Annotated in this window: 26 protein-coding genes and 1 pseudogene; 9 read left to right on the forward strand and 18 right to left on the reverse strand. The window is 62.8% G+C overall.

Annotated elements, in window-relative coordinates:
- Positions 1-74: 74 nt before the first annotated feature.
- The 4 genes from BXU06_RS16050 to BXU06_RS16065 all read right to left on the reverse strand — a co-directional run bounded on the left by BXU06_RS16050 (position 75) and on the right by BXU06_RS16065 (position 4,549).
- Positions 75-1,943 (reverse strand): family 2A encapsulin nanocompartment cargo protein cysteine desulfurase, encoded by a 1,869-nt coding sequence (locus tag BXU06_RS16050; protein WP_077301931.1) that lies wholly within the window; start codon positions 1,941-1,943, stop codon positions 75-77.
- Entirely contained in the window at positions 1,918-2,847 is a 930-nt protein-coding gene (locus BXU06_RS16055) for a family 2A encapsulin nanocompartment shell protein (RefSeq protein ID WP_077301934.1), read from the reverse strand. The genes BXU06_RS16050 and BXU06_RS16055 overlap by 26 nt, the downstream gene beginning before the upstream one ends.
- A 210-nt stretch (positions 2,848-3,057) precedes the next feature.
- On the reverse strand, positions 3,058-4,017 hold the full coding sequence (gene epsC / locus BXU06_RS16060) for a serine O-acetyltransferase EpsC (RefSeq protein ID WP_077301937.1): 960 nt from the start codon (positions 4,015-4,017) through the stop codon (positions 3,058-3,060).
- Positions 4,018-4,045: 28 nt separating this feature from the next.
- The gene (locus tag BXU06_RS16065; RefSeq protein WP_077301940.1) at positions 4,046-4,549 is read right to left on the reverse strand and encodes a rhodanese-like domain-containing protein; all 504 of its coding nucleotides are present in this window, start codon (positions 4,547-4,549) and stop codon (positions 4,046-4,048) included.
- Between BXU06_RS16065 and BXU06_RS17560 the strand changes: the two genes are divergently transcribed.
- The gene (locus BXU06_RS17560) at positions 4,548-4,808 is read left to right on the forward strand and encodes a hypothetical protein (RefSeq protein WP_150125246.1); all 261 of its coding nucleotides are present in this window, start codon (positions 4,548-4,550) and stop codon (positions 4,806-4,808) included. The two genes, BXU06_RS16065 and BXU06_RS17560, sit on opposite strands and share 2 nt — an antisense overlap.
- A gap of 16 nt (positions 4,809-4,824) precedes the next feature.
- The gene (locus tag BXU06_RS16070) at positions 4,825-5,847 is read left to right on the forward strand and encodes an Rpn family recombination-promoting nuclease/putative transposase (RefSeq protein ID WP_077301943.1); all 1,023 of its coding nucleotides are present in this window, start codon (positions 4,825-4,827) and stop codon (positions 5,845-5,847) included.
- A 118-nt stretch (positions 5,848-5,965) separates the two neighbouring features.
- On the opposite strand, the gene BXU06_RS16075 is transcribed toward BXU06_RS16070, so the two are convergent.
- The 13 genes and pseudogenes from BXU06_RS16075 to hcaE form a co-directional block, all read right to left on the reverse strand.
- Complete coding sequence (locus BXU06_RS16075; RefSeq protein ID WP_374754335.1) at positions 5,966-6,376, reverse strand: ISAs1 family transposase; 411 nt, start codon at positions 6,374-6,376, stop codon at positions 5,966-5,968.
- A pseudogene (locus BXU06_RS18685) lies at positions 6,342-6,467 on the reverse strand (ISAs1 family transposase); the annotation flags it as partial. The pseudogene BXU06_RS18685 and the gene BXU06_RS16075, both read right to left, overlap by 35 nt.
- Before the next feature lie 136 nt (positions 6,468-6,603).
- On the reverse strand, positions 6,604-7,587 hold the full coding sequence (locus BXU06_RS16080; protein WP_077301949.1) for an IS481 family transposase: 984 nt from the start codon (positions 7,585-7,587) through the stop codon (positions 6,604-6,606).
- A gap of 242 nt (positions 7,588-7,829) precedes the next feature.
- A complete protein-coding gene (locus tag BXU06_RS16085; RefSeq protein WP_374754336.1) occupies positions 7,830-8,567 on the reverse strand; it encodes an ABC transporter ATP-binding protein in 738 nt (245 codons plus the stop codon).
- A gap of 23 nt (positions 8,568-8,590) precedes the next feature.
- Positions 8,591-10,387, reverse strand: a complete 1,797-nt coding sequence (locus BXU06_RS16090; RefSeq protein ID WP_077301955.1) for an ATP-binding cassette domain-containing protein — start codon at positions 10,385-10,387, stop codon at positions 8,591-8,593.
- Positions 10,384-11,454 carry a branched-chain amino acid ABC transporter permease gene (locus BXU06_RS16095; RefSeq protein WP_216352500.1) on the reverse strand — a complete coding sequence of 357 codons (1,071 nt, stop codon included), beginning with the start codon at positions 11,452-11,454 and terminating at the stop codon, positions 10,384-10,386. The genes BXU06_RS16090 and BXU06_RS16095 overlap by 4 nt, the downstream gene beginning before the upstream one ends.
- An 86-nt stretch (positions 11,455-11,540) precedes the next feature.
- On the reverse strand, positions 11,541-12,683 hold the full coding sequence (locus BXU06_RS16100; protein ID WP_077301958.1) for an ABC transporter substrate-binding protein: 1,143 nt from the start codon (positions 12,681-12,683) through the stop codon (positions 11,541-11,543).
- Positions 12,684-12,752: 69 nt separating this feature from the next.
- Positions 12,753-13,979 carry a 3-phenylpropionate/cinnamic acid dioxygenase ferredoxin--NAD(+) reductase subunit gene (gene hcaD, locus BXU06_RS16105; RefSeq protein WP_077301961.1) on the reverse strand — a complete coding sequence of 409 codons (1,227 nt, stop codon included), beginning with the start codon at positions 13,977-13,979 and terminating at the stop codon, positions 12,753-12,755.
- Positions 13,980-13,992: 13 nt separating this feature from the next.
- On the reverse strand, positions 13,993-14,937 hold the full coding sequence (locus BXU06_RS16110) for a 3-carboxyethylcatechol 2,3-dioxygenase (RefSeq protein WP_077301964.1): 945 nt from the start codon (positions 14,935-14,937) through the stop codon (positions 13,993-13,995).
- 64 nt (positions 14,938-15,001) lie between these two features.
- A complete protein-coding gene (hcaB, locus tag BXU06_RS16115) occupies positions 15,002-15,814 on the reverse strand; it encodes a 3-phenylpropionate-dihydrodiol/cinnamic acid-dihydrodiol dehydrogenase (RefSeq protein ID WP_077301967.1) in 813 nt (270 codons plus the stop codon).
- Positions 15,811-16,134 carry a 3-phenylpropionate/cinnamic acid dioxygenase ferredoxin subunit gene (gene hcaC, locus BXU06_RS16120; RefSeq protein ID WP_077301970.1) on the reverse strand — a complete coding sequence of 108 codons (324 nt, stop codon included), beginning with the start codon at positions 16,132-16,134 and terminating at the stop codon, positions 15,811-15,813. The genes hcaB and hcaC overlap by 4 nt, the downstream gene beginning before the upstream one ends.
- 2 nt (positions 16,135-16,136) lie before the next feature.
- Entirely contained in the window at positions 16,137-16,679 is a 543-nt protein-coding gene (gene hcaF, locus BXU06_RS16125) for a 3-phenylpropionate/cinnamic acid dioxygenase subunit beta (protein WP_216352501.1), read from the reverse strand.
- Complete coding sequence (hcaE, locus tag BXU06_RS16130) at positions 16,676-18,031, reverse strand: 3-phenylpropionate/cinnamic acid dioxygenase subunit alpha (RefSeq protein ID WP_077301973.1); 1,356 nt, start codon at positions 18,029-18,031, stop codon at positions 16,676-16,678. The genes hcaF and hcaE overlap by 4 nt, the downstream gene beginning before the upstream one ends.
- A 125-nt stretch (positions 18,032-18,156) precedes the next feature.
- On the opposite strand from hcaE, the gene hcaR reads away from it, so the two are divergent.
- The 6 genes from hcaR to BXU06_RS16160 all read left to right on the forward strand — a co-directional run bounded on the left by hcaR (position 18,157) and on the right by BXU06_RS16160 (position 23,430).
- On the forward strand, positions 18,157-19,053 hold the full coding sequence (gene hcaR, locus BXU06_RS16135; RefSeq protein ID WP_077301976.1) for a DNA-binding transcriptional regulator HcaR: 897 nt from the start codon (positions 18,157-18,159) through the stop codon (positions 19,051-19,053).
- A 109-nt stretch (positions 19,054-19,162) separates the two neighbouring features.
- Positions 19,163-20,056, forward strand: a complete 894-nt coding sequence (locus BXU06_RS16140; protein ID WP_150125247.1) for an alpha/beta fold hydrolase — start codon at positions 19,163-19,165, stop codon at positions 20,054-20,056.
- 13 nt (positions 20,057-20,069) lie between these two features.
- Entirely contained in the window at positions 20,070-20,858 is a 789-nt protein-coding gene (gene mhpD / locus BXU06_RS16145; protein WP_077301981.1) for a 2-keto-4-pentenoate hydratase, read from the forward strand.
- 27 nt (positions 20,859-20,885) lie between these two features.
- Positions 20,886-21,836 (forward strand): acetaldehyde dehydrogenase (acetylating), encoded by a 951-nt coding sequence (locus tag BXU06_RS16150; protein ID WP_077301984.1) that lies wholly within the window; start codon positions 20,886-20,888, stop codon positions 21,834-21,836.
- A 20-nt stretch (positions 21,837-21,856) separates the two neighbouring features.
- Positions 21,857-22,888, forward strand: coding sequence for a 4-hydroxy-2-oxovalerate aldolase (gene dmpG, locus BXU06_RS16155; RefSeq protein ID WP_077301987.1), 1,032 nt, complete (start codon positions 21,857-21,859; stop codon positions 22,886-22,888).
- Positions 22,889-23,121: 233 nt separating this feature from the next.
- Positions 23,122-23,430: a DUF1272 domain-containing protein gene (locus BXU06_RS16160; RefSeq protein ID WP_077301990.1), complete on the forward strand. Its 309-nt coding sequence runs from the start codon at positions 23,122-23,124 to the stop codon at positions 23,428-23,430.
- A 13-nt stretch (positions 23,431-23,443) separates the two neighbouring features.
- On the opposite strand, the gene BXU06_RS16165 is transcribed toward BXU06_RS16160, so the two are convergent.
- Positions 23,444-24,352 (reverse strand): LysR family transcriptional regulator, encoded by a 909-nt coding sequence (locus tag BXU06_RS16165; protein WP_077302985.1) that lies wholly within the window; start codon positions 24,350-24,352, stop codon positions 23,444-23,446.
- Positions 24,353-24,464: 112 nt separating this feature from the next.
- Between BXU06_RS16165 and nfsB the strand changes: the two genes are divergently transcribed.
- The gene (gene nfsB / locus BXU06_RS16170) at positions 24,465-25,118 is read left to right on the forward strand and encodes an oxygen-insensitive NAD(P)H nitroreductase (protein ID WP_077301993.1); all 654 of its coding nucleotides are present in this window, start codon (positions 24,465-24,467) and stop codon (positions 25,116-25,118) included.
- Positions 25,119-25,155: the final 37 nt, after the last annotated feature.

A 25,155-nucleotide genomic window follows, 5' to 3' on the forward strand; every position in this document is an offset into this window, starting at 1 on the left:
CCCCTTCCTTCCCGCTCTTAAGAGCGGCGAGCCATAGGCGAGAGGGAGGGGAGGATGTCAAAACTCAATCACCGTCAGCGTTTCCCGTGCGCCAACCGTTTGACCACTGCCACCAGGGCATCCACTTCCTCGCAGGTGTTGTAAAACGCCAGCGACGGACGCACGGTGGCTTCCAGGCCAAAGCGCCGCAAAATCGGTTGGGCACAGTGGTGGCCGGAGCGCACGGCAATGCCTTCGCGATTCAGCGCCGCGCCGATTTCCTCGGAGCGGTAGCCCGGCAGCACAAACGACAGCACGCTGGCCTTGTGCTGCGCGGTGCCAATCAGGCGCAGGCCGGGCACGCTTTGCAGACCATGGGTGGCGTAGCCCAGCAGGTCGTGCTCGTACTGGGCAATCCGCTCGATCCCGATGCTTTCCACGTAGTCAATCGCGGCACCCAGGCCCACGGCATCGGCAATATTGCCGGTGCCGGCTTCAAACCGGTTGGGTGCCGGCTGGTACACGGTTTTCTCAAAGGTCACGTCGGCAATCATATTGCCGCCGCCCTGCCAGGGCGGCATGGCCTCCAGCAGCGCCGCCTTGCCATACACCGCACCAATGCCGGTGGGCGCAAACACCTTGTGTCCGGAAAACACAAAGAAGTCGGCGTCGATGGCCTGCACATTCACCCGCATATGCGACACCGACTGCGCGCCATCCACCAGCACCCTGGCCCCCGCCGCATGCGCCAGCGCGACGATGGTTTCCACCGGCGTGATGGTGCCCAGTGCATTCGACACCTGGGTGATGGCCACCAGCTTGGTGCGGCTGTTGAGCAACTGACGGTATTCATCCAGCAGGATTTGCCCGCTGTCGTCTACCGGAATCACCCGGATGGTGGCACCCACCCGCTGCGCCAGCAATTGCCACGGCACGATATTGGCGTGGTGTTCCAGCTGCGACACCACGATTTCATCGCCGGCACCGATGTTCTGCTGGCCCCAGGTGTTGGCCACCAGATTGATGGCCTCGGTGGCCCCGCGCACAAAGATGATTTCATCCGGCGAGGCGGCACCGATAAAGCGCGCCACTTTCTGCCGGGCCGCTTCGTAAGCGTCGGTGGCCCTGGCGGCCAGTTCATGCGCCGCACGGTGGATGTTGGAGTTTTCGTGCTGGTAAAAATACGCCAGCCGGTCAATCACCGCCTGCGGCTTGTGCGTGGTGGCGGCATTGTCCAGCCAGATCAGCGGCTTGCCGTTTACCCGCTCAGCCAGGATGGGAAAATCCCGGCGCACGGCCTGCACGTCCAGCCCACTGCTGTGCTGGCCTGCGCGTGGCGTGGCGTCTGGCGCAGCGTCCAGGCGCGGCACGTCGCCGTCCAGAAAGTAAAACGACGACGGCGTGGCCGGGGCGGCGCTGACCGGTGCCGCCGGCTGACGCGGCGACTCGCTCAGCAAATCCCGCAGGCTGTCTTCGCTGGGCAAGCCAAACGAGCGAGCCACCACGGCGTCGTCGCCAATCGGCAGCTGCGGCGTGGCCGGTACATTCGGACCCGCGCGGCTGAACAACGCGCCGCTTTCGGCCAGAAAGTAATAGCCGCTGGCGCTGTCCTGAGGCGGACGAGCCGGCTGCGGCAGCTCGGGCAAGCCGGCGCCGTAACCCACCGGCACGGCAAACGACGCCGGGCCAGCGCGGCCAAAGTCGCTCAGGCCGGGTGTGCTGCCATTGGCCCCGCCCACACCGGGCGAGGACGGCGGCGCAGACGGCAGCGCGCTTACCGACGGGGTGACGCTGCCTGCGGCGACCGGGCCAGCAGACGGAATGGCAGCGGGAGCCTGTGCCGCTTCAATCGGCGTGGGGGCCTGGCCGGGCAGGCTGGCAAAGAAGCTGTTGGCCAGTTGGGTCAGTGTGGCGATGTCAGGCAAGCCTGCCGCCGGATCACTTGTAAGTATTGGGGTAGTCATGGTACTTGCCAATCTCCACATCATCGAGCACGGCCACGGCATCTTCGGTCAGCACGGCCAGCGAGCAATACAGCGAAATCAGGTAGGAGGCGATGGCATTGCGGCTGATGCCCATGAAGCGCACCGACAGACCGGGGCTTTGTTCGCCCGCCAGGCCCGGCTGGAACAGGCCCACCACGCCCTGACGCTTTTCGCCTACGCGCAGCAGCACAATCTTGGTTTTGCCATCCTCGATCGGCAGCTTGTCCGACGGCACCAGCGGCACGCCGCGCCAGGTGAGGAACTGCGAACCAAACAGACTGACGGTCGGCGGCGGCACGCCACGGCGGGTACATTCGCGGCCAAAGGCAGCAATGGCCAGCGGGTGCGCCAGGAAGAAGCCCGGTTCTTTCCACACCTTGGTCAGCAGTTCGTCCAGATCATCCGGGGTGGGTGCGCCGCTCAGGGTGCTGATGCGCTGGGTGGCGTCCACATTGTGCAGCAGGCCGTATTCCGGATTGTTGATCAGTTCGCTTTCCTGGCGCTCTTTGATGGTTTCAATGGTCAGGCGCAGCTGTTCGCGAATCTGGTCGTGCGGGCTGCTGTACAGATCCGACACGCGGGTGTGTACGTCCAGCACGGTGGTGACCGCATTGAGGAAATACTCGCGCGGGTTCTGTTCGTAATCGACATAGGTTTGCGGCAGTTCGGCTTCATCGCGCTGCGAGCAGGCCACTTGCACGTTCGAGGCGTTTTTCACCCGGTTCAGACGGAAGATACCCGCTTCCACCGGCAGCCATTGCAGCATGTGCACCAGCCAGCGCGGCGAAATGGTGGACAGCTGCGGCACGGTTTTGGTGGCATTGGCCAGCTGGCGGGCGGCATGGTCGCCCAGTGCTTGCGGGACCGTCGTATAATCTGTCATTTTTAAAACTCCTTGTCATAATTAAAGGGTGCTACTGCCCCGTCCTGAACCATTCAGGCCGGGTCAATCCAAAAGCAGCCCACACACCGGCAGCGCAGGGTTGGAGAGGCGCTGATTGATTGAAAAATCGTTTTTCCAAAACCGAAATCCAGCAAAATCAACGCTCTGGATTCACACCTTCGCGGGAATGGCGATTTTTTCAGCGTCTCCTTAGCTCAATTCGCCGGCGCGCACCTCGCTTTGCACATTGGCCTGGGTCACCTGGCTGCCGGGGGGCACGCTGCGGGTCAGCCAGACATTGCCGCCTATACTGGCACCCTTGCCGATGGTGATCCGCCCCAGCACGGTGGCACCGGCGTAAATCACCACGTCGTCCTCCACCACCGGATGACGCGGCGCGCCTTTTTCCAGCGAGCCATCTGCCGTGGTGGCAAAGCGCTTGGCCCCCAGCGTGACCGCCTGATACAGCCGCACCCGCTCGCCAATCACGGCGGTTTCGCCAATCACCACGCCGGTGCCGTGGTCGATGAAAAATCCACGGCCAATCTGCGCGCCGGGGTGAATGTCGATGCCGGTTTGCGCGTGCGCCAGTTCGGCAATCATCCGCGCCAGCAGCGGCGCACCGGTCTGGTACAGCTGGTGGGCCAGGCGGTGATGAACAATCGCCAGAATGCCGGGGTAGCACAGCAGCACTTCATCCACACTACGCGCCGCCGGATCACCGTGAAACGCCGCCATCACATCGTCGTCGAGCAGGCTGCGCAGGCCTGGCAGCGCGGCGGCAAAGTCCTGCACGATATGCACGGCACGCAGCTTGAGCACCTGGCTGTCGCGCGGGTCGTGGCGGGCCTGGTAATACAGCTCCAGCTTGACCTGCGCCAGCAGCGCATTCAGGGCGATGTCCAGGGTGTGGCCAACGTAAAAATCCTCGCTTTCCTCGCGCACATCCGGCGGCCCCAGCCGCATCGGAAACAGCGCACCGCATAGCGCCGACACAATCTCGGCCAGCGCTTCCCGCGAGGGCAGCTCGCGCCCGCCCAGTTCGCGGCTGCGGCCCTGGCGCTTGCGCCAGGCCATGCGCGCCACCCGCAATCGCGCCACCACATCGGCCAGCGCCCACTGGCCGCCAAAGGTTTCCGGCAATACTCCGGCGCGAACGCTGTCGTTCATGCTGTGCGCTCCTGATTCATCCTGCATGTCAGTCTTGCACCCACGGCAAGCCCCTGTGCCGCCAGCCGCCGCTGTCTCCTCGACGCTGCAGCGGGTCGAGTTCGCCTTCAAAGCCTTCCAGCACGTTGTACACGGCGGTGAATCCGGCCAGCGCAGCGGCCTCAGCCGCCGCCGCCGAGCGTTTGCCGCTGCGACACAGCAACAGCAGCACGCTGTCCTTGCTGGCAATTTTTTCCAGCTCGCGGATAAAGCGCGGATTTTTCAGCAGCGCTGCGCCGGTCATCCACGCCACGTGCTGACTGCCCGGCACATGGCCAACAAATTTCAGTTCTTCTGCCGAGCGCACATCCACCAACTGCGCCGCCCCCGCACTGAACAGCGCCCAGGCTTCCGGCGGATACACCCCGCCGGCGTAAATCACCCCGGCCTGCTGGCCGCGCTCACGGCCAGCACGGAGAAGGTCAGCCGGAGACTGCGGGGTCTGCGCAGCAGAAAGGTCGGTGCGGATCGGGTCAAGCGTGGCAGTCGACATGGGATGGCTCCTTGGCAAAAACAGAAAAGAAACAGCGCATGTCAGCCACTATACCGGCCCGTTATATTTCCATTTGAAAGAAAATAAGATTTTTATATATCTAACAAATATATTGATTTGCGGCAGTCAATACAGACACAGCGCAAGGCTGTCACGCAGAAAAATGGCGCAGTGCGTGGCCATTAGCAAATATGCTAACTTGCAGCAAGAGGGGCCAGTAATGCCAACAATGGCAACAACTTCTGCATCGCCGCGCTGACCGCTACAATACCCCCATGCCCCACGACACCGACGCCTCCTACAAGTTGCTGTTCTCCGCCCCCGAAGTGGTGCGTGACCTGGTGCTGGGCTTCATCCCCGATGACTGGCTGCACAGCCTGGATTACACCACCCTGGAAAAAATCCCCGGCAGCTACGTCACCGATGACCTGCGCGACCGCGCCGATGATGTGGTCTGGCGAGTCAAGGCCGACGGCGAGTGGGTGTATCTTTACCTGCTGATTGAATTCCAGAGCACCGCCGACCCGTGGATGGCGGTGCGGATGATGACTTACCTTGGCCTGCTCTATCAGGACCTGATCCGGCGCGGCGACGTACTGCCAGGCCGGCGGTTGCCGCCCGTGCTGCCGATTGTGCTATATAACGGCCAGGGCAACTGGCGTGCCGCCACCGACATTGCCGACCTGATTCCCAAAGCCCCCGGCCTGGTGGCCAAACACCTGCCCAAGCTGGAATACCTGCTGATCGACGAAAACCGCTACACCGACGCCGATCTGGCCGAGCTGAAAAACCTGGTGGCGGCCATTATCCGGGTGGAACACCCGGAAAACGAACAGGCACTGCTGCAACTGATTGATCTGTTGAACGAATGGCTGGAAGGCAAGCCAGAGCTGAAACGCACGTTTGCCATCTGGATCCGGGCCGTGCTGTTAAGACAAAGCAAACACACCCTGGCCTTGCCCAAGGTGCGCGACTTGAAGGAGCTGAAGATGACCTTGGCAGAACGGTTTGATCAATGGGCGCAGCAGTACGAGCAGCGCGGCAAGCTGGTGGGGTGGCAGGAGGGCTTGCAGAAAGGTCAGCAGCAAGGTCGACAAGAAGGCCGGCAAGAAGGGCGACAAGAGGGTCGGCAAGAAGGCGAAGCCCTGCTGCTGCAACGCTTGCTCACCCGCCGCTTTGGCGCACTGCCTGCCGACTGCGTAACTCGAATCCGCACAGCGAGTTCCGGGCAACTGGAGCGGTGGAGCGACCGGGTGCTGGACGCCAGGACACTGGCCGAGGTGTTTGAGCAAGCCTGACCTGACCAAGCACTACCCACCATGGCCTCATCACCCGGACATCATATTAATTCGAGCCCAAGTACCCGGACTCGTTCTTCGTCCGACCATGCTGTGGCCTTGCGCTTCATGCGCAAGCTCATCTTGTCTTGCCGTTTTTTCCCATCGGAACCGGTCGCACCAGATTCAGCACCATCTTTTTCAATAACGACAGGTTCTGCGGCGCGTCATCCTTGCGCACCGTACTGGCCTCCTCGCCAAATCCCACATCCAGCATCCAGTGCAGCCGGTTTTCGATGCCCCAGTGCGCGCGTACCGCACGCCCCAGCGCCTCACCGTCCAGATCGCGCGAACTGATGTAATAACGCCGCTCCCATTGCGCCGGCTTGTCGCCCACCCGCCGCCACGAATCGATCACGCCGATACTCTTGCACGCTGGCCAGGCCGTTGTGTCGATATGCCCTGCGGCCGGAATCACCCGCGCCGTTTGCACCACTTGCCGGCCATGGCTGTTAGGGTTGGTTACCTTTGACCGCCAGCAGGTAATCACCCTCCTGCCGGTGAATTTGTGCCGCAATGTCGCGCTGGCAACCCATGACATCGATGCTGACCAGCAAGCCCTTGAGGTACAGGCTTTCCAAAGTGCCTTGGCCCTGGCTTCCCATTAGAGAAACGCTGAAAAAATCGTCATTCCCGCGAAGGCGGGAATCCAGGGTGTTGATTTTGCTGGGTTTTGCTTTTGGCAAACACGGTTTTTCTGAATAAATCAGCGCGTCCCTAGGTGTCAAGTCCCGCCTGGTTATAAATGCGCTTCTTGAACAATTCAGGTTTTTTCTTCTGCCATTCTTTCAGCGCCTGAATGGGCGAAAGATGGTTGAGCGCACGCTGCGGAATCTGCTGGTTGTAAGTGTTCACATAGCGCTTAAGCGTTGTCTCCAACTCAGCCGCTGAAGCAAATCGGGTCTGGTTCACCACCTCACTGATTCGGCCATTGAAGCGCTCAACCATCCCGTTTGTCTGCGGGTGGCGCGGCGGGCACAGGCGGTGCTCAATATTCAGCGTCATGCAACGGACATCAAAGGCGTGGCGTCCGGTTGGCTCACGCTTTTTGCTGGTGAAGCGGTCGGTGAACTGACTGCCGTTGTCAGTGAGCAATTTGACGATCTTCATCGGTGCCGCGCGTTCCAGCCGGTTTAAAAAGTCCACGCTGCTTTGCTCACTTTGGTCGGCATAGATATGCATGAACACCCAGCGTGTGGCGCGGTCGATGGCTACAAACAGGTAACGTCGCTCTTTCTCGTCAGGCATCCGCGGCAAGTACTTGATATCCATGTGCAGGAAGCCAGGTTCGTAATCCTTGAAGGTTTTGACCTGTGGCTCAACCTGGCCGGCATCAGCCAGCGCCTGGGCTTGCAGTTGACGCAAATTGGCCACGCCATGGCGGCGCAGACAGCGATCCAGCCCAGAGCGAGAGACGTCTGGATTGATGAATTCGCGCACCACAGCGACCAGGTCATCCAATCCCAGTAGCGTCAGGCTTCGCAAGGCCACGGCAATCGCCTCTTGTGCCGGAGTCAGCGTGGTGCAGAGCTTGTGCGGGCGATGGGATAAATCCTCCGGGCTGTCGCGCTGTTTCCACTTGCGTGCGGTTGCCACGCTGATGTTGTAGCGTTTTGCCAACTCAAGCAACGATGCGGCTGAATTCTTGATCTCCGCTCGCGTACGAGGGGTGGTTCGAGCCTGGGCGTGGACTTCACTCATGTTGATTGCTCTGCTTTCAAGGTCTCAATTAGACCACGCATCATGTCTCTTGCCCAGAAGAGTGGCCTGCTACGAATTGGAATATGATCACACGGGATGCAACAGCTATCATATCAGGCAAACTCTCCCAAGAGGGCGCACGCAAAAAGGCTTTGCGCCTCATTTTTGACTGGTTTGCCTGCGCGGATTAAGCAAAAACGGCCCGATCATCGGGCCGTCTGCTGTTGGTTTACCAAAAAGCTTCAGCTGCTCAACATCGCCTGATGCTTGCTCCCCAGCCCCAGATACGCCTCCACCACCCGAGGATCATCCGCCAGTTCGCGCGCCGGGCCTTGCATATGCACTTGCCCGTTTTCCAGCACATAGGCGTAGTCGGCCACTTGCAGCGCGGCGCGGGCGTTTTGTTCCACCAGCAGGATCGACACGCCGCGCCGGCGCAGTTCGGCGATGATGCGGAAAATATCGCGCACAATCAGCGGGGCCAGGCCCAGGCTGGGTTCGTCCAGCATCAGCAGCCGGGGCTTGCCCATCAGTGCGCGGCCCACCGCCAGCATTTGCCGCTCGCCGCCAGACATCGTTCCGGCGGCTTGTTTGCGCCGTTCTTTCAGCCGGGGAAACAGCGCGTAGACTTCTTCCATGGCGGCGGCGTGGTCGCGGTGGCCCAGCCGGTGGCGCTGAAACGCGCCCAGCAGCAGATTGTCTTCCACGCTCATTTCGGCAAACAGCTCGCGTTTTTCCGGCACCAGGCACAGGCCGCGCGCCACCAGGGTTTCCACCTCGGGCGTGGGTTGTGGTTCGCCGGCAAACACCAGGTCGCCACGCGACGCCAGCAGGCCCATGATGGCCGACAGCAGGGTGGTTTTGCCGGCACCGTTGGGGCCGATCACGGTCACGATCTGCCCTTCGCCCACGGTGAGGCTGATATTGCTGACCGCCTCCACCTTGCCATAGGCCACTGACAGCTGGCGCACGTCCAGCACCGGATTTACAGGGTGATGCAGGCTCATACGCCCCCCAGATAGGCTTCCAGCACGGCTGGATTCTGTTGCACTTCTTCCGGCAGGCCTTCGGCGATTTTTTCGCCGAATTCCATCACCACCACCCGATCCACCAGGCCCATGACAAAGTCCATGTCGTGCTCCACCAGCAAAATGGCCATGCCGTCGGCGCGCAATTGGCGTAGCAGCGCCGCCAGCGCGGCTTTTTCCTGATGGCGCAGGCCGGCGGCGGGTTCGTCCAGCAGCAGCACGCACGGGTCGGCGCACAGGGCGCGGGCGATTTCCAGAATCCGCTGCTGGCCCAGCGCCAGGCTGCCGGCTTCTTCGTGCAGCATGTCGCCCAGCCCCACCCGGCGCAGTTGCCGCGCCGCTTCGGCCAGCAGGCGGGCTTCTTCGCTGCGGTCCAGCCGCCAGGCAGCGGACAACACCCCGCGCTCGCCGCGCAGGTGGGTGCCAATTGCCACGTTTTCCAGCACGCTCATGCTTGGCAGTAGCTTCACATGCTGAAAGGTGCGGCTCATGCCCATGCGGGCAATGTGGCGGGAGTCCTGGCCGGTGACCGGCTGGCCGCGAAACAGCACCTCGCCCGAAGTGGGCGTGTCCACCCCGGAGAGCTGGTTGAACATGGTGCTTTTGCCGGCACCGTTGGGGCCGATCAGCGCCAGGATTTCACCGGCTTTGACATGCAGGCTCATGTTGTTATTGGCGACCAGGCCGCCAAACTGGCGGGTGACACCGCGCGCCTCCAGCACCACTTGCCCGGCGGGCGGCGGCGGCTTGTGTGCCAGCGCCGGCGCGTGCTCGTCCACCGTGCGCACCACGCGGCGCACCGGCACCCAGCGCGCCAGCAGCGGCCACAAGCCCTGGCTGCTGCGTTGCAGGATGAACACCATCAGCACGCCAAACACAATCACTTCAAAGTTGCCACTGTCGCCCAGTACCAGCGGCAACAGGTTTTGCAGCCATTGCTTGAGCACGGTCAACACCCCGGCCCCCAGCAGCGCACCCCACACCTGGCCGGCCCCGCCAATCACCGCCATGAACAGAAACTCAATGCCGCTGGACAGGCTGAATGGGCTGGGGTTGATAAAGCGCTGCATGTGCGCGTACAGCCAGCCAGCAGCAGCGGCGTGCAGCGCGGCGATGACAAAAATCACCATGCGTGAACGCGAAGTGTTCACCCCCATGGCCTCGGCCATCACCATGCCGCCCTTGAGCGCACGAATCGCCCGGCCCTCGCGTGAATCCAGCAGGTTTTGCGTGGTGAACATGGCGCACAGCAAAAACGCCCAGATCAGATAAAACATCTCGTGCGCGTCGTCCAGCAGCCAGCCGCCAATGGCGACCGGCGGAATGCCCGACACCCCGGAATGCCCGCCAAGAAATTCCAGCGTGCCAAACAGGAAGTACAGCGAGATGCCCCAGGCGATGGTGCCCAGCGGTAAAAAATAGCCCGACAGCTTCAGGCTCAGCGAGCCCAGCACCAGCGCCAGGGTGGCCGTCAGCAGCAGGCCGCCCAGCAGCCCCAGCCAGGGCGACTGACCGGCCCAGGCCAGCCAGCCGGGCAAGGTGCTTGAGGTACACAATACAGCCGTGGTGTACGCGCCCAGGCCGACAAATGCCGCCTGGCCAAAGCTGGTCAGCCCGCCCACGCCGGTCAGCAGCACCAGGCCCAGCGCGGCCAGGGCGTACAGGCCGATATAGTTGAGCAAGGTCAGGTAAAACGGCGGCAGCAGCCACGGGCTGAGCAGCATCAGCAACAGAAAAATGCCCAACACCCAATGTGCGGAAAGCGGCTTCATTCTTCGTCCTCCATGTGGTGGCTTTTCAGCGAGCGCCACAGCAGCACCGGGATAATCAGGGTGAATACGATCACTTCCTTGTAGGTGCTGGCCCAGAACGAGGCAAACGCCTCAAGCAGGCCCACCACCAGCGCGCCAGCGGCGGCCACCGGATAACTGGCCAGCCCGCCGATGATGGCGCCAACAAAACCCTTGAGTGCAATCAGAAACCCGGTGTCGTAATAAATGGTGGTCATCGGGGCAATCAGGATGCCGGACAGTGCGCCAATCAGCGCCGCCAGAAAAAACGTCAGCCGACCGGCCAGCACCGGCGAAAAGCCCATCAGCCGCGCGCCCACCCGGTTAAACGCGGTGGCCTTGAGCACCTTGCCGTACAGGCTGCGCTCAAAAAACACATACAGCGCGGCAATCAGCGCCAGCGAAGCCAGCACCACCCAGAGACTTTGCCCACTGATTTGCATCACCTCGTTAACGGAAAACCGCGCATCGCTAAACGGAGGCGTGCGCTGGCCTTCGGCACCAAAAAACAGCAGGCCCAGCCCGGCCATCGTCACATGCACCGCCATCGAGGTAATCAGCAGGATCAGCACCGACGCCGAGGCAATCGGCTGGTACACCAGCCGGTAAATCAACGGCCCCATCGGCACCACCACCGCCAGCGCCAGGACAATCTGCCCCAGCATGGGCAAGCGGGCCAGCGGCAGCCCGGCCAGCGCCAGCCACAGCAAAAGCGGATAGGCCAGGTTCCAGCCCAGTACCCGGCCCAGCCGGGCAAACTGGCGCTTGCGCACGGCGGGCACGCCGTCGAGCACGCAGGCGGCAACGCCCATGGCCAGCAGCAGCCACAGCGTGGCCGGCAGTTGGCCGGTCTGGATCATCGCCAGGGTGAGCGCCCCATAGGCGACAAACTCGCCCTGGGGAATGAAAATAACGCGTGTCACGGCAAACACCAGCACCAGCGCCAGCGCCAGCAGGGCATAAATGGCCCCGGTGGTGACGCCGTCTTGCGCCAGGAACAGTGCAATCTGTACATCCATGGCAAACCCCACGCCGCCAGGCCGGCTCATGGCCGCTGGCGGAATCCGGTAAACAGTGAAAATCCCGCCGGGGCAGACCGCCCCGGCGCATCAGACCCCAGCACAGGCTGGGGGAATTACGGCACCAGCACCCATTTGCCGGCGCTGATTTGCACCATCACCCGCGAACGCTCGTCCTGGCCGAGGTGATTGCCCGGGCTCAGGGTGTACACGCCATGCACGCCGGCCACTTCCTTGCTGGCTTCCAGCGCATCACGCAAGGCGGCGCGGAAGGCCGGCGTGCCTGGTTTGGCCGTTTTCAGCGCCACGGGAAAGGCATTGACCAGCAGCTGGCCAGCGTCCCAGGCATAGCCGCCAAACATCGATGTACTGCCCTTGCCATAGGCGGCTTCGTATTTGCCGACATACGCCAGCGCGGCTTTTTTCACCGGGCTGGCTGCTGGCAGCTGGTCGGCCACCAGCATTGGGCCTACCGGCAGGAAAGCACCGTCGCAATCCTTGCCGCAGACGCGCAGGAAGTCCTGGTTGGCCACGCCGTGGGTTTGATAAATCTTGCCGGCAAAGCCGCGCTCCTTGAGCGTTTTTTGCGGCAGCGCCGCCGGGGTGCCGGACGCGGCGATAAACACTGCATCCGGGCGGGTGGTCAGGGTTTTCAGCACCTGGCCGCTGACCGAGGTGTCGGCGCGGTTGAAGCGCTCGGTAGACACCAGCTGGATGCCCTGCGCCTGCAGCGACACAGTGATGTTTTTCAGCCAGTTATCGCCGTAGGCGTCGGAAAACCCGATGAACGCCACGCTCTTGATCCCGGTTTTTTTCATGTGCGCGGCAATCAGTGCGGTCATCTGCGCTTCGCTTTGCGGGGTGCGAAACACCCAGCGCTGTTTTTTCGGGTCGGCGGGTTCGGCAATCGGGGCAAAGGCAATCATCGCCACCTGCTCGCTGGCGGCGACATCCACCATGGCCAATGAATTGGGCGTGGTGGTCGAGCCGAGAATCACGTCCACCTTGTCTTCGGCAATCAGCTTGCGCACGTTCTTGACCGCCTGGGTGGTGTCGGAGGCGTCGTCCAGAATGGTGTAGTGGATTTTTTCTCCGCCCACCTGGGTGGGCAGCAGGGCAATGGTGTTTTTTTCGGCAATGCCCAGCGAAGCCGCCGGGCCGGTGGCGGAAATGGTCACGCCCACCTGAATGTCGGCCAGCGCCGGGGCGGCGCTCAGGCTGGTCAGCGCCGAAAGTGCCAGCAGGGTTGGGTATTTCATGAAAAGTCTCCTCGTGATGGATCGATCAGGGTCGATCTGTTGTGTTGTATAGGTTGGGTTGACGGCGGGTCATTCGATCTGGCGCGCCAGGTTGCGCAGGCTGTGCGCCGGGTCTTGCAACACAGCGAGGGGCAGCCGCGCCTGTTTGGCAATCAGTTGTCTGGCGCTGCGCATTTCCCGGCCCTGGTTGACAGTAATCGCACCGGTCAGCACGCCGTCATCCAGGCCAAACAGCACGGCCTGGCCTTGGGCCAGTTCGCCGCGCACCCCCCATTCCGGTGCTTGCATATCACCAGCAAACTGGATATTCAGCCCGCACTGATCGGTCCAGAACCACGGTACATCCACAACGGGCAGCGGCAGGCCCAGCATGGCGTGGGCGGCGGCCACCGCCTGGTTTTTGGCGCTTTCCCAGGTTTCCCGGCGCAGGTACTGGCCACTGGCCGGGTCGATCTGGCAGCAGGCATCGCCTGCGGCGTAGATGTCCGGGTGTGAGGTCCGGCTGCTGGGGTCAATCACAATCCCCTGCGCCACCGCGAGCCCGGCCTGTTCGGCCAGGGTGGTGTCGGGGATGACGCCAATGCCGTACACCACCGCGTCGCCAGTCAGTTGCTGGCCATCGGCCAGGGTCAGCGTGATATCGCCGCTGGCGTGGCGCTGTGCCGCCACCAGCGGCTGGCCCAGATGCACCGCCACACCGCGCTGCCGGTGCAAGTCGGTCAGGAAGTCGCGCAGCAGCGGCGGCGCGCAGCGGGCCATGATGCTCGGGCTGCATTCAATCACGCTGGCATGTACCCCCAGCTCGCAGGCGCTGGCGGCCAGCTCCATGCCGATGACGCCGCCGCCCACCAGCAACACCCGCTGGCCAGGGCGCAGCACCGCCCGCAAACGCTGAGCGTCGTCCAGGCTGCGCAGGGTGTACACGTCGTCGCCCAGTTGATCCAGCAGCGGCAGGCGGCGCACCGTCGCGCCAGGGGTGAGCAACAGTTTGTCGAATGCCTGGGTGCTGCCGTCGCTGAGCTGCAGCTGATGCGCGGCGGGGTCAATCGCCAGCACCGACACCCCCAGCTTCAGGGTGATGGCCTGCTGCTGATAAAACGTGTCGGCAAAAATCGGGCAGTGCGGGCGTTCCGGCTGCAGCAGCGCGTCCTTGGACAGCGGTGGGCGTTCGTAGGGCAGGTGGGGTTCCGCCCCGATCAGGATCAGCTGGCCGGTAAAGCCTTGCTGGCGCAGTTCAGCGGCGGCCATGGCCCCGGCCTGGCCGGCACCCACGATGACAAAAACAGCTTCAGTCACGCGCGGCTCCCGTTCACTGGCCCACCGGCTGGGCGCTCATCATGCCCATGCCGGCGATCCATTCCTGGATTGGGTGGTAGTAGCGCACTTCGGCGTGGTAGGGGCCAAACTCGGCCAGCGCGGCAAAGGCGGCAATCCAGGCGCGGATTTCCTGGCCACCCCGGCCACCATCGCGCAGGATGGCTTCGTCGCTGAGCGCGGCCAGCGCGTCAAAATCGCCGATGCGGAAGGCTTCCATCAGCTGTTTATCCCAGTCAGCGTTCAATGGCAGCGACGCGCCTTCGCCGCGCGCCAGCGCCTGGCCGGTGGCCACCACCCGTGCCTGACGCGCCTGGCGCGCTTCTGGCGTCGGGTTGCGCCCGCCAATCAGAAATTCTTCCACCTCGGGCGGCACCGAGCCCATTTGCGGGGTGGGCGGGTCGTGCGACAACCCACCCGAGCCAATCAGCAGAATGCGCTGCTGGCTGCCGGCCAGATGGCGGCCAATGGCACGGCCCAGCGCCACGCTGCGCCGGCACGACGGCAAGGGTTTGGCCGCGCCGTTGACAAACACCGGAATGGCCGGGTAGCGGGTGATACTGCCGCACAGCAGCTCCAGCGGCTGGGTAAAGCCGTGGTCGGCCTGCATGCGGTAGGAGTAGGCCACGTCCACATCGTCAGCCAGCACCGCCTTGACCAGGTCCAGCGCCTGGGCTTCCGGCACCGCCAGCGGGCCGTGGCCGATGTCCCAGTCGCCGGCAGCGGCGGCGCGCACGCCAATGCAGAACGACGGCATCAGGTCATAGAAAAACCCATTGAAGTGGTCGGGGCCAAACACCACCACCAGCTCAGGGTGGTAGTCGCGCACTTCGGCGGCCAGGGTGGCAAAGGTATCGCGCACCGCGCGTTCCACCTCGGCACCGGGCGAACAGAAGTCCATCAGCGGGGTATGCGAGGCGCAGATCAGTTTGACAGGCATGCCAGTCTCCAGGCCCAGCGCCACCGGATGGCACTGGGCGGTTCAGTAGGGGAAATCCGGGGGGTTACAGGTGCAGGCCACCTGCCACATGGCGGATGCCGCGAATGCCCAGCCCGGCGTCGGCGTTGATCAGCACGCCGCTGAGCGTGCGGTTATTGGCGCGCGAGGCCAGCAGCACAAACGGGCCGGTGAAGTCCGCCGCGTCGGGAAAGAATTGCAGCGGCAGAATGCTGGCAATCGCCTCCGGCGTGCGCGAATCCATGATGCGCAGCTGGTCTTGCCCCAGCGAGGCCGGGCCGCGCAAATCGCTGGCCATGCCACACGGGGCCACGCCGTTGACGCGCACCTTGGGGGCCAGCTCGTAGGCCAGCTGGCGAATCAGCCCCACCGCCGCGTGCTTGCTGGCGGTGTACAGCGGGCCGCCACCGCCGGGGTAAAACGCCGCGTTGGACAGGCTGAAAATCATGCTGCCCTGCGAGGCAATCAGCGCCGCCGATGCCGCCTTGGCCCCCAGCAGGTAGCCTTTGACATTGATGGCAAACAGCTCGTCAAAGCCCTGGTCCAGTTGCTCGGCGGACAACCCGGTCAGGCTGGCGGCGTGGTCCCACACCGCTGCATTGCCGATAAAGCAATCCAGCTTGCCAAAGCGCTCAAGGGTGGCGTCCACCGCGCGCTGGTTGTCGGCGTAGCGGGTCACGTCGCCCTGCACGGCGACGATTTCATCGCCAAAACGCTCGCGCAGCAGCGCCACCTTGTCGGCGGAACGCTGAATCACCGCTACCTTGGCACCTTCTTGCAGAAAACGCTCGACCAGGGCCAGGCCCAGGCCTGAGCCACCGCCGGTAATCAGCGCCACTTCATTGTTCAGCCAGCTCATGCTGATTCCTCCGGGACTTCCACATAAATCGCTCCGCCGTCTTCCACCACCGGGAAGGTACGCAACGGGTCGGTGGCGGGCAGGCACAGCGCCCGCCCGGTTTTCAGGCAAAACCGCGCAGCGTGCAGCGGGCACTCCACCGTGCCGTCGTCTTCCAGATAGCCTTCCGACATCGAGGCATTGCCATGGCTGCACATATCCAGGGTGGCGTACAGCACGCCCCCGGAATTGAACACCGCCAGTGCGGCGGGCTGGCAGTCCACCTTGCGGGCATCGCCCTCGGCCAGCTCGCCGGTCTTGCAGACAAAAACCCGGCGCATGATCAGAAAAACACGCTCAGGTTGTGCGAGGTGAGCACCACTTGATCGAGCACGATTTCGCGCTTGCACACCTGCCAGCCCGCCGCGCCGGCTACCTTGCGCAGCCGGTCAAAGCGCACGCCAACGTAAAAGGTTTCGTCGCGTTCCTTTTGCGAGCGGTACAGCAGGTAGTTCACCCGCACGTCAAATTCACCACACACTTCGGTGGGGGTGATGGTCAGGTTGTTGACCAGATGACGGGTGCGCGATGGCGGCTCTTCTGCCCAGGCCATGCCGGTTTCCAGCCGCGCCACCCGGCGCTCCAGCTGGAACTTGTTTTCATTGAAAATCCAGGTGGTGGGCGGCTGCACGCCGCGACGGCGGTCGCGGGTTTGCGCATTGACCACGGTGCGCATGGCGTAGTGGATGTCCTCGCCCAGCAGGTCCAGCCAGTCGCGGAACTTCCAGTCGTCCAGCAGGTTGGCTTCGTGGTAGAGAAACTGGGCGATTTCGTGGTGCAGCTCAATCGACACCGGGGTCAGGGCAGTTTCGGCAAGCGTGCTCACTTCAGAATCTCCTGCTGGAATTGTTGGGTGCGGGCCTGGACTTCTTCCCAGCTGTCAGAAATCAGCAGGTCAGCCCAGCGGCGGTACATGCCGCGCGCGCCGGTTTCGGAAAAAATATAATTGGTGATGCCGGGAATGCCGTCGTCGCGCAGGCGCTCCTGGCCCAGGCCCATTTCCAGGCACAGCGGCGAAGTGCGGGCGCGCTGGCCGCGCAGGATTTTTTGCACTTCCACCCAGTTTTCCGAGTCGTCCTGCTCCAGAAAACCCGCCGGGCCAAAGGCGCGGGTGGCGCTGCGTTCAAAGGCGGTTTTCACTTCGTCCGGGGCATTTTTGTCGGCAATGCAGAACGCCCACACTTCCACCTGGTTGGGGCCGCGCGGGTGCCACACGCGCAGGGTGGCGGTGCCATTGAGCCAGGACAGGTTGGGGAACATATTGTTGTGGCCGGCCAGGCGCAGCGCGCGCACCTTGCCCAGCCGCTGCTCGGCCTCGGCGTAGGTGTCGCGGAAGTATTGCGACACTTCGCCATCCACCCAGACATTGGCGTCGGGTTTTTCGGTAAAGAAAAAGCCGCTGCCGTGGCCATCCTGGCCGTATTGCAGCGCGTCCTTGGCGGTTTCCCACACCGGGCGCGGCGTTTGCCCGCTGCCCAGCGGCTTGTTGACGTCTTCCGGCTTGACACCGAGCACCTGCACGGCAGAGGCGTGCGAGAACAGCGCGTGGTATTGGTCGCTGGCAAACTGCTCAGCCGGGAACTTCCAGTTGCACTCAATCACCCACTTGTGCACGCCACCGATGATTTCGGTACCGCCCTCGCGGCGGTCGAGCACGCCGTCCAGATACCAGGCCATGTCGCCCATGTACGCTTCCAGGCTGGGCGCGGTGGCGTCCCAGTTGCCAAAGATCAGGCCCTTGTAGCTGGTCACCCGGGTGACTTCCTGCAGCCCCCATTTTTCCTTGCACAGCCCTTGCGGATAGGCGCGCGGCTCCAGCGGCACTTCAATCAGCTGACCATCCACCCCATACGACCAGCCATGGTAAGGACAGGTAAAAGCGCGGGTATTGCCCGAATCGGCGTAGCTCACCCGCATTGAGCGGTGGCGGCACTGATTGAGAAAAGCCTTGACCGAACCATCTTTTTGCCGCACCACCACAATGGGGTCTTCGCCCATATAGGTGTTGAAAAAATCACCGGCTTTGGGGATTTGGCTTTCATGGGCCAGAAATAACCAGCAACGGCCAAATACCCGCTCCAGTTCGAGCTGATAAATATCCGGATCGGTATAAATCAGCGGGGTCACCCGGCCCTGTTGCGCATCAACCAGCGCATTAATATCTAACTTGTGGTTCATTTAGACCTCTCCTCCTTGTGTCCCCTTGCCTTGGGGTGTGGGAGAGATCATCGGGGCACTTGACAGCCAAGTGAAATATTTTGTTTATTGTAATTAAGACATTCTAACGATCAATAGGGGGAAACATGGAACTTCGACACTTGCGTTACTTTCTGGCCGTGGCCGACGAGCTGAATTTCACCCGCGCCGCCTTGCGCCTGCATACCGCCCAGCCCTCGCTCAGCCAGCAGATCCGCGATCTGGAAGACGAAATTGGCACCCAGTTGTTCGAACGTTCCAAGCGCAAGGTGGATCTGACCGACGCTGGCCGGGTGTTCATGGCCGAAGCGCGGCTGACCCTGGCCCAGGCCGACCGGGCGGTGGCCCGCGCCCGTCAGGTGGCGCTGCAGCGCCAGGCCACGCTGACCATCGGCTTTGTGCCCGCTGCCGAGGTCAAGATCTTTCCGGTGATCCTGCCCATGCTGCGCATGCGCTTTCCGCAGCTGAATGTGGAACTGCGCAGCCTGCCCACCCTGGAGCAGGAAGATGCCCTGCTGCGCGGCGACATCGACATTGCCTTTATGCGGCCACCCATTCAATCCACTGAATTAAAAGGAGAAGTGGTGTTTGACGAACCGTTTATCCTGCTGCTGCCGGCCACCCATCCGCTGACGGCACTGGAACAGGTACCCAGAGACAAGCTGAATGGCGAGGCATTTGTCTGCACCTACCGGCAGTACTCCGGACGGGTGTACGACGTGGTGGAAGAGTACTGCGCCACCCATCAGATTCAACGCAATGTGGTGCAGCAGGCGTCCAATATCCTGCTCAACCTGAACCTGGTGGGCATGGGCATGGGCTGTGCGCTGCTGCCGGCTTATGTTTCAGCGCTGACCAATGAATCCATTTGCTGTCGTCCGCTGGCCGAAGCGCCGCCCAGCGTCGAGCTGATGATGGTGTGGCGGGCAGACAATCACGCTGCCGAACTGGCCGGTTTGTGTGAGCTGGTGCGCGGCGCATTTGCTGCGACGCACCATAACTAAGCGTTTTTTTCTATTACTGGGCAGAAAATAAATATTGGCGAATTCTCGGTCTTGTTTTCATGCTAATGGCCACAGCTCATCGATAGCCATCATGGAAGGAGACACCAGAATGACCCAGCATTCCCCTATGCATGTCCCGGTTCAACCGGAATTGCGCGCCCTGTGGTCCGCCGTCGCTGGCGGCGAATTCAAGCTACACCATGTCAATGTCAAAGGAATCAACACCCGCGTGCTGGAGGCGGGTAGCGGACCGGATACGCTGATTTTTCTGCATGGCATTGCCGGCCATCTTGAAGCCTATATGCGCAATATCCTGCCGCACGCCGCCCATTTTCGCGTGCTGGCGATTGATATGCTTGGCCATGGATTTACTGACAAACCGGCGCGGGATTATCAGGTCAGCGATTATGTCGAGCATTTGCATGATTTGCTCGATACGCTGGGTCTGGACAGCGTGCATTTGTCCGGCGAATCGCTTGGCGGCTGGGTGGCGGCGCGCTTTGCCGCCCAGTACCCGCAGCGGATCAAACGGCTGGTGCTGAACACTGCTGGCGGCATGATTGCCGACCCCAAGGTGATGGAGCGCCTGCGCACGCTGAGCCTGAACGCGGTGCAAAACCCCGACCGCGAAGCCACCCGCAAGCGCCTGGAATTCCTGATGGAAGACCCGAGCATCGTCACCGAAGACCTGGTGGAATCGCGCTTTGCCGTCTATCGCCTGCCAGACATGCCGCCGGCCATGGCCAGTATCATGTGTCTGCAAGATATGGACGTCCGCCTGAAAAACCTGCTCACCGACGACGAGCTGGGCCGCATCGAAGCGGAAACCCTGGTGCTGTGGACCACCCACGACCCCACCGCGCCGGTGTCGGTGGGCGAACGGCTGGCCAGCCTGGTCAAGCGCAGCCGCATGGTGGTGATGGAAAACTGTGGCCACTGGCCGCAGTACGAAGACCCCGACACCTTCAACACCCTGCATATTGATTTTCTGCTCAACGGCTGAAAGGGTGCGCCCGATGTCCCACTCTGCCCTGACCGCCGCCGACGCCGCCGCCCTGCTGCACCATGCCGCCACCAGCGGCCAGCCCATTGCCCCACTGCGCGATCGCCTGGCCACCCCGGATGCAGACAGCGCCTACGCCATCCAGAACCACAACACCGAACGCGCACTGGCCGCAGGCCGGCGTCTGGTCGGTCGCAAGATCGGCCTCACCTCGCTGGCCGTCCAGGCCCAGCTCGGCGTTGATCAACCCGACTTCGGCATGCTGTTTGCCGACATGGCCGTCGGCGATGGCGAAGCCATTGCCACAGGCCGGCTGATCCAGCCCAAGGTCGAAGCCGAAATCGCCCTGGTGCTGGGGCGAGATCTCACCCACGAGCGTCACACCTACGCCGACCTGATCCGCGCCACTGACTACGCGCTGCCCGCCATTGAGGTGGTGGACAGCCGTATTGCCCACTGGAACATCCGCTTTGTCGATACCGTGGCCGACAACGCCTCCAGCGGCCTGTTTGTGCTCGGCAGCCAGCCGCGCCGGCTGGGAGAATTCGACCTGGCCGCCTGCGCCATGGAAATGCGACAGGGCGACGAGGTGGTGTCGCGCGGCAACGGTCGCGCCTGCCTGGGCAACCCGCTGAACGCCGCCGTCTGGCTGGCCGACGTGATGGTGCGCTATGGCCGTCCGCTGCAGGCCGGCGACATGGTGCTGACCGGGGCCTTGGGCCCCATGGTGAATGCCGGGCCAGGCCAGACCTTTGTCGCCGAGATTGCCGGTCTGGGTTCAGTCACTGCCGTGTTCGCTTGAGTCGCCTCCCCCCACGAGAGAATTGCAATGAGCCAAAAAATCAAATGCGCGCTGATCGGCCCCGGCAACATCGGCACCGACCTGCTCTACAAACTCCGCCGCAGCCCCGTCCTTGACCCGGTCTGGATGGTCGGCATCGACCCGGAATCCGAAGGCCTCAAACGCGCCGCCGAACTGGGGTTGAAGACCACCGCTGACGGCGTCGATGGTCTGCTCCCCCATGTGCTGGCCGATGGCGTACAAATCGCCTTTGACGCCACCTCGGCTTATGTCCACGCCGAGAACACCCGCAAGCTCAATGCACTGGGGGTGTTGATGATTGATCTGACCCCAGCCGCCATTGGCCCGTACTGTGTCCCGCCAGTGAATCTGGCCCAGCATGTTGGCCGCGGTGAGATGAATGTGAATATGGTCACCTGCGGTGGCCAGGCCACCATCCCGATGGTCGCCGCCATCAGCCGGGTCCAGCCCGTGGCGTATGGCGAGATTGTCGCCACCGTCTCCAGCAAGAGCGCCGGGCCGGGCACACGCAAGAACATCGACGAGTTCACCCGCACCACTGCTGGCGCAGTGGAGAAAGTTGGCGGCGCCAAGAAGGGCAAGGCGATCATCATCATCAACCCGGCAGAACCGCCGCTGATCATGCGCGATACCGTGCATTGCCTGACCGAAACCACACCCGACCAGGCCGCCATCACCGCATCCATCCACGCCATGATCCACGAGGTGCAGAAGTATGTGCCCGGCTATCGTCTGGTCAATGGCCCGGTATTTGACGGCAATCGGGTATCGGTGTTTCTGGAAGTACAAGGCCTGGGCGACTTCCTGCCCACCTACGCCGGCAACCTGGACATCATGACCGCCGCCGGTGCGCGCACCGCCGAAATGTTTGCCGAACAGATCCTCGCCGGTCGGCTGACACTGACCCCGACCGACACCGTGGGCATCGCCCGCACCGCCGGTTGCGGCGCGCACTGAGTCCCCCTGGAGAATTTGTGATGACCTTGAACGGCAAAAAGATCACCGTCCACGACATGACCCTGCGTGACGGCATGCACCCCAAGCGCCATTTGATGACGCTGGAACAAATGGTCAGCATCGCCACCGGCCTGGACCAAGCCGGTGTACCACTGATTGAAGTCACCCATGGCGATGGCCTGGGCGGCTCCTCAGTGAATTACGGCTTCCCGGCGCATACCGACGAAGAATACCTCGGTGCGGTGATCCCGAAGATGACCCAGGCCAAAGTCTCCGCCCTGCTATTGCCCGGCATCGGCACCGTCGATCACCTGAAAATGGCACGTGACCTGGGCGTACACACCATCCGCGTCGCCACCCACTGCACCGAAGCGGATGTGTCGGAACAGCACATCACCCTGGCGCGCAAACTGGACATGGACACCGTTGGCTTTTTGATGATGAGCCATATGAACAGCCCGGAGGGCTTGGTCAAACAAGCCAGGCTGATGGAAAGCTATGGGGCCAACTGTATCTACATCACCGACTCCGCCGGCCATCTGTTGCCCGATGGCGTCAAAGCCCGCCTCGGCGCAGTACGTGACGCCCTCAAACCAGACACCGAACTCGGCTTCCACGGCCATCACAACCTGGCCATGGGCGTGGCCAACAGCATTGCCGCCATTGAAGTCGGCGCCACACGGATTGACGCCGCTGCCGCTGGCTTGGGAGCTGGAGCCGGCAACACCCCCATGGAAGTGCTGATTGCCGTGTGCAGCCTGATGGGCATCGACACCGGGGTGGATGTGGCGAAGATCACCGACGTGGCCGAGGACCTGGTAGTGCCGATGATGGACTTCCCGATCCGCATTGACCGCGATGCGCTGACCCTGGGCTATGCCGGGGTGTATGGGTCGTTCCTGCTGTTTGCCAAACGGGCCAGCCAGAAGTATGGGGTGCCGGCGCGGGAGATTCTGGTGGAGCTGGGCCGGCGTGGGATGGTGGGGGGGCAGGAGGATATGATTGAGGATACGGCGATGACGATGGCGCGCCAGCGCGGGCAACTGGGGTAAGGCACCCGCTCGGGCGGGAACGCGGTCGATTGACGCGTTTTCCGCCCCACACGGCAGCACAGCCCCCCTCAGCCATCCAGTATTCAGCGCATCACACGCTGCTGATGCCACCCCGTCAGAATAGGGCGTGCAGTTGTCCTGATCTGTCCGCAATGTGTCCGCATCCCCGCTGGCAAGGCAGGGGCCGCCCGGGTAATCTGCCTGATCTGTTTCCTCCACCGAAAGCCCTCGCCATGCTGGAACTGCGCCCCACCTGCGAACACTGCAATACACCGCTGCCACCCGACTCCCCCGACGCGCGGATTTGCTCCTACGAATGCACCTTCTGCGCCCATTGCGCCGACACCGTGCTGGGCCACACCTGCCCCAATTGCGGCGGCGGCTTTGTGCCGCGCCCGATCCGCCCGGCGCGCAACTGGAAAAACGGCAATTTTCTCGGCAATGATCCCGCCAGCACCGTGGTGAAATACCGCCCGGCTGACCTGGCCGCGCACGCCGAGCTGCTGGCGCAGCTGGCTGATGTGCCGGCGCAAGCACGTTAATCGCACCATGTCTTCAGCGCACGCCAGCCAATAGCCCCTGACACTTCTCCTGCAAAAACTCGCGCAGCAGACGCACGGTAGGCGACAGCTGGCGGCGGTCGGCGCACAGCATGTACAGCGGTGCAGGTTCGCCCTGCCAGTCGTGGCATAGGCTGACCAGCCGGCCAGCGGCCAGGTCGGGGGCAAGGTCGAGCTGGGATTTGTAGATAATGCCATGGCCAGCCACGGCCCAGCGGCGCACCACGTCGGCGTCGTCGGCGCTGCGGTCGCCATGCACTTGCTGGGTGTGCAGCTGGCCATCGCGCCAGAAGTGCCAGCGGTCATGCAGCCGCTCGCCAATCATGAAGCACAGGCAGTTATGCCCGGTCAGCGCCTGCGGGCTGTCCGGCTGGCCATGGCGGGCCAGATAGTCCGGCGAGGCACACAGCATGCGCCGGCAGTCGGCGGCCAGTGGCAGCGCCACCAGGCTGGAATCAGGCGGCTGGCCAAAGCGGATGGCCAGGTCTACCGGCTCGCGGTACATGTCGCTCAACCGGTCGGATACGCTCAGGCGCAGCTGCACATCGGGGTGTTGCTGCTGAAACTGGTCAAGCCAGCCCAGCGCCAGGTTGCGACCAAAATCCGATGGCATCGACAGGTGCAGCGAATCGCGCAGCAGCGCGCCATCCGGGTGCAGCGCAGCGCGGGCTTGCTGGTAGGTGTCCAGCAACTGGCGGGCGTGGGTTAAAAACCGCTCACCGGCCTGGGTCAGGCGCAGGCTGCGGGTGGAACGCAGGCACAGCACGCTGTCCAGCTCATCTTCCAGCCGCTTGATTGCCAGGCTGGCCACGGCAGGCGACAACCCCAGTTCGCGCGCCGCCGCCGACACGCTGCCGCGCTCGGCGGTGCGGACAAACACTTCCAGATCCTGCATGCCGCGCATTTTCAAGTTCCTGTTGAAAGTGAATTGCTGATTGGCAAGTTTATCTGGAAAGTAAAATCGCGCACACTGCGGGCTGTCGTGTTCTTCTTTTGCCATCCTGTCGAGGTTTGCCATGAATATTGCCCAGCTTGCCACCCGCCGCTACACCACCAAGTCGTTTGACCCCAGCCGCAAGATTCCCGCCGAGCAGGTGGAGCAGCTGAAAACCCTGCTGCGCTACAGCCCGTCGTCGACCAATTCGCAGCCGTGGCACTTTGTGCTGGCCAGCAGTGACGCCGGCAAGGCCAAGGTGGCCGAGGCCACCAGCGGGTTTTATGTGTTCAACGCCGCCAAGGTGCAAAACGCGTCGCATGTGGTGGTGTTGTGTGCGCGCAGCGAAATCAACGAAGCGCATCTGGCCCGCCTGCTGGCGCAGGAAGATCAGGATGGCCGCTTTGCCACGGCGGAAGCCAAGGCTGGGCAAAACAATGGCCGCACTTATTTTGCCAATATGCACCGCTTTGACCTGAAAGACGCGCAGCACTGGATGGAAAAACAGGTGTATCTGGCGCTAGGCACACTGCTGCTGGGTGCCGCCGCGCTGGAAATTGACGCTTGCCCGATTGAAGGCTTTGACGTGAAGCTGCTCAACGATGCGCTGGATCTGCGCGCCAAGGGGCTTTCTGCCGTGGTGGTGGTGGCGCTGGGCTATCGGGCGGCGGATGATTTCAATGCGGCGCTGCCAAAATCGCGTTTGCCGATGGATGAGGTGCTGAGCGAGATTTAAACTGACCACCGACCATTCCTTGCCGCTCACGGCCCGC

Origin of the sequence: Aquaspirillum sp. LM1 (assembly GCF_002002905.1) — a bacterium.
Lineage (GTDB): Bacteria > Pseudomonadota > Gammaproteobacteria > Burkholderiales > Aquaspirillaceae > Rivihabitans.